This is a genomic window from Arthrobacter sp. Y3223164, from assembly GCF_059091005.1.
In genome coordinates this window covers 1-4,225 of the sequence record NZ_JBNHGF010000248.1, presented here as the reverse complement: position 1 = coordinate 4,225, position 4,225 = coordinate 1, and the positions used below count along the sequence as shown (strand labels likewise).

The 4,225-nt window shown below is 68.8% G+C and carries 4 protein-coding genes; 3 read left to right on the top strand and 1 reads right to left on the bottom strand.

The genetic code is table 11. The features are described from left to right. The 3 genes from AC5RUJ_RS11915 to AC5RUJ_RS11905 all read left to right on the top strand — a co-directional run. A partial coding sequence (locus AC5RUJ_RS11915; RefSeq protein ID WP_494155907.1) for a 2-oxo acid dehydrogenase subunit E2 occupies positions 1–773 on the top strand: 773 nt, incomplete at its 5' end. Between the two features lie 176 nt (positions 774–949). Next, positions 950–1,300: a hypothetical protein gene (locus AC5RUJ_RS11910; protein ID WP_494023225.1), complete on the top strand. Its 351-nt coding sequence runs from the start codon at positions 950–952 to the stop codon at positions 1,298–1,300. Positions 1,301–1,474: 174 nt separating this feature from the next. Beyond that, positions 1,475–1,906: an OsmC family peroxiredoxin gene (locus AC5RUJ_RS11905; protein WP_493987444.1), complete on the top strand. Its 432-nt coding sequence runs from the start codon at positions 1,475–1,477 to the stop codon at positions 1,904–1,906. Positions 1,907–1,987: 81 nt separating this feature from the next. On the opposite strand, the gene AC5RUJ_RS11900 is transcribed toward AC5RUJ_RS11905, so the two are convergent. Next, a partial coding sequence (locus AC5RUJ_RS11900) for a S41 family peptidase (RefSeq protein ID WP_494155906.1) occupies positions 1,988–4,225 on the bottom strand: 2,238 nt, incomplete at its 5' end.

Genomic DNA, 4,225 nt, shown 5'->3' with positions numbered 1-4,225 from the left:
CAGCACCGGCAGCCGCCGCGAAGGCTCCGGCGGACGCCGCGGCCTCGGCCAAGCGCGGCACCGTCGAGAAGGCACCGCGGATCCGCCAGGTGATCGCCCGCCGGATGCGCGAATCGCTGGACGCTTCCACCCAGCTCACCCAGGTCCACGAGGTCGACATGACCAAGGTGGCCAAGCTGCGCGAGCGTGCCAAGAAGTCCTTCCAGGAGCAAAACGGCGTCAAGCTGACGTACCTGCCCTTCATCGCCAAGGCCGTCGCGGAGGCGCTCAAGCAGCATCCGAAGCTGAACGCCGAGTACGACGAGGAAAAGCAGGAGATCACCTACCACAACGCAGAGCACCTGGCGATTGCGGTGGATACCGACAAGGGCCTGCTGGTCCCGGTGATCAATGACGCCGGCAGCCTGAACCTGGCCGGCCTGGCGGGCAAGATCGCCGATGTTGCCGCCCGTACCCGCAGCAACAAGATCGCTCCCGACGAGCTCTCCGGCGGTACCTTCTCGATCACCAACATCGGCAGCGTCGGCGCCCTGTTCGACACTCCGATCATCAACCAGCCGCAGGTGGGAATCCTCGGTACCGGCGCCATCGTCAAGCGGCCCATGGTTGTCCAGGATGAGAACGGCGACGATTCGATCGCCATCCGCTGGATGATGTATCTGTCCCTGACCTACGACCACCGTTTGGTCGACGGCGCGGATGCCGGCCGTTTCCTGCAGACGCTGCGGGCGCGTCTGGAAGCCGGACAGTTCGAGGCGGACCTGGGCCTCTAGCCCGGCCTGCCCCGCGCGACGCACGGATGAGCGGCGGGCTGCGTTCCCAGTGGACGCAGCCCGCCGCTGTGCTTTGTCCCCTCGGCCCGCCAGCCGCTACTACGTCAGGTAGAAATACCCGTCCCGCCGCGGCATGGCGCGGATCTGCGTGCCTCCCCGGCCGATAAGCTGGGCCCATGGACATCCTTTACAGCATTTTCGTCTTCCTGCACATCGTCGGTGCCGCCATGATCGTCGGCATCTGGATAGGCAACATGAAGAAGCCCACCGTCCACCCCCGCCAGTTCGACGGCGCAGCCCTCCAGCTGATTACCGGCGTCATCATGATGGGCCTGATTCCGGCCCTGGACATGGACGCCGACTACGTGAAGCTGACCATCAAGCTGGTCATCGGGCTCGTCGTGGGCGTCCTCGCGTTCATCGGCCGCCGCAAGTACAAGGCCGGCGAACCGATTTCCACCGGCCTGGCCCACTCGGTGGGCGGCCTGGCGCTGCTGAACGTCGCCATCGCGACCTTGTGGAACTGACTTTCCAAAGCTCCTGACGCTGCGGCCGGTCCCGGGCTCCGGGGCCGGCCGCTGTGGCTTAACCCGGTGCCGCCCGGACAGTCCGCGGCAACTCCCCTAGTATGAAAAGGACGGCGCCGGCCGCCCGCGGCCGGGCCGGCATGGAACTCATCCGAGATCGACCAAGGAGGACATATGGCTACAACACGTTCTGCCAGCACCGAGTGGAACGGCGACCTGTTTAGCGGCGCCGGCCAGACTACGTTCGAAACGTCCGGGATCGGCACTTACGATGTCACTTGGAAGGCACGTGCGGACCAGTCCGAGGGAAAGACCAGCCCCGAAGAACTGCTGGCTGCCGCCCACGCCACCTGCTACTCCATGCAGTTCAGCAACATGCTCAAGGAAAACGGGACCACAGCCGAGAGCATTAAAACCTCGGCGGCCGTGGATTTCGTGCCGGGCACCGGCATCACCGAGATTCGCCTGACCGTAAACGCGACCGTGCCCGGGATCAGCGAGGACGACTTCCAGCGCCTGGCCTCCGGCGCCAAGGACACCTGTCCTGTCTCCGGCGCCCTGGCCTCCGTCCCGAGCATCACGATTGATGCCACCCTGGCCGGCTAATCCCGAACAGACCGAAGAACCCCGGCGCATCTTGGATGCGCCGGGGTTCTTCCGTTCACGCCCGGTGCGCCCAGGCGAAGGTCAACGCACATCCTGCGGACGCGGCGGCAGCGGTCCGGGGCGCAGCACGGGATAACCGGCCCGCGCCGGCGGCTGGTCGGTCGGCAGCTCGCCCAGCATCTCCTTGAGGATGCCGACGCTGTGCTCCAGCTGCGGGTCCTCCCCCGCCCCGTACGCGTGCGGCGGGAACGGCACCTCGATGTCCGGGTCCACCCCGTAGTTCTCCACGCCCCAGCCCACGCCCTGGGTGAACCAGAACGCGTACCGCGGCTGCGTGACGCCGGTTCCGTCGGCCAGCGAGAACTTCGCGTCGATGCCGACCACCCCGCCCCACGTCCGGGTCCCGACTACGGGACCAATCCCGCGCAGCTTGCTCACCTGGGTGATGATGTCGCCGTCGGACCCGGCGTATTCATCGGTGAGGACGACGACTGGGCCCCGGGGCGCGTGGGCCGGGTACGTGCCCGGCTGCTCGCCGCGGGCGAGGTTCCAGGCGGTGACCTTGCGGCCGATCAACTCGGCAACCAGCTGGGAGGTATGGCCGCCGCGGTTGCGCCGTACGTCGATGACGAGCGCGTCCTTGGCGGTCTCCACATCCAGGTCGCGGTGGAGTTGTGCCCAGCCGCGCGCCACCATGTCCGGGATATGGAGGTATCCGAAGCGTCCGTTCGATGCCTCGCGGACATTGCGGCGGTTCCCCGAGACCCAGTTCTGGTACCGGAGCCGCTCTTCGTCGCGGATGGGGATCACCGCGATTCGCCGCTGCAGGCCGGCTTCCGGGCTGCCCGCCCCGTTGACGATGGTCAGTTCGACCGTCTTGCCGGCCGCGCCGGCCAGCAGCGGCGCAGGGCCTGCCAGCGGGTCCACGGGGATGCCGTCCACCGCCGCGATCACGTCCCCCGGGTCGACGGCTGCGCCCGGAGCAGTCAGCGGAGACAGCGCCAGCGGATCCGACGATTCTCCGGCGAGGATCTTCTGCACGGTCCAGCCCGCCTCGGTCCGTGCCAGGTCGGCGCCGAGCCGTCCCTGTTTGCCGGAGCCGGGCTCCGCGACCGGCGGGGGCGAAACGTAGGCGTGCGAGGTGCCGAGTTCGCCGTGCAGCTCCCAGAGCAGGTCCACCAGGTCGTCGTGGGATCCAAGCCGCTCGACCAGGGGCCGGTAACGGTCGTAGACGCCTTGCCAGTCCAGCCCGGCCAGGTCCTCGGCCCAGTAGAAGTCGCGCTGCAGCCGCCAGGCCTCGTCGAACGCCTGGCCCCAGACCTTGAGCGGTTCGAGGGTGACCCGGATCCGGCCCAGGTCGACCTGCACGCTCTCGGGCGAGTCGTCGTCGACCTTCCCGGCGGCCGGCACGGCCTTGACCTGCGCCTTGTGCACGTACACGATCCGCTTGCGGTCCTGGGACACCTCGTAGGAGTCCAGCGCCGGCACCAGCACGGAAACCTCCCGGCGGGAGAGGTCGAACCGCTCCAGCCGCTGGGACTGCTCCGGCTCTTCCGCCGACGCGCGGCCTTCTCCGGTGACGCCGGCGGGGTCGCTGGCCAGCCACAGCAGGGCTCCGTCTACCGCGCTGAGGTCGGTGTAGCGGCCCTGCCGGACCGGGACCGGGATGATCCGCTCTCCCAGCCGTTCGGCGTCCACCACCATGTCGGCGACGGCGGGCGTGGCCTGGTCCTCCCCGTTCGGGGATCCGTCGTGATCCTTCCCGGCCGACGGCGGCGCGTCCGGCAGCGTGCCGTGCACCGACGGACCGAACGGCGAAGACGTGGCGGCGGCCAGGGCCACCAGGAACGGCTTGGTCGATTCGGGAAAACCCAGGTCGAAGCTGTGGGTGGAATAGACCGGATCGAAGCTCCGTTCGGAGAGGAACGCGGCGAACTTGCCGTCCGGGGTGAACGCCGGACCATGGTCGCGGAAGCGTCCGTCGGTCACGTCGACGATCCCGCCGGTGCCGTCGGCCCGGGCCAGCCGGAGACGCGTGCGGGTGCCCTCCGCTGTCACGGGCTCGGCCCACAGGATCCAGCGGGAATCCGGCGAGAAGACCAGCTCGCTGATCGCCCCGTGGTCGGTTTCGGAGAGCCGGCGGAGCTGCGCGCTTTCGGCGTCCAGGACCAGTACCTGGCCGTATTCGGTGGCCACTGCCGCCAGCTTGCCGTCCGGACTGGCGGCAAGCGCGCTCACCCGGTCCGGGCCGGGCAGCTCCACGCGGCGCAATTGCTGCGGCTCCAGCGCCTCAGCCGAACGGGCGTCCGGTTCCCGGCC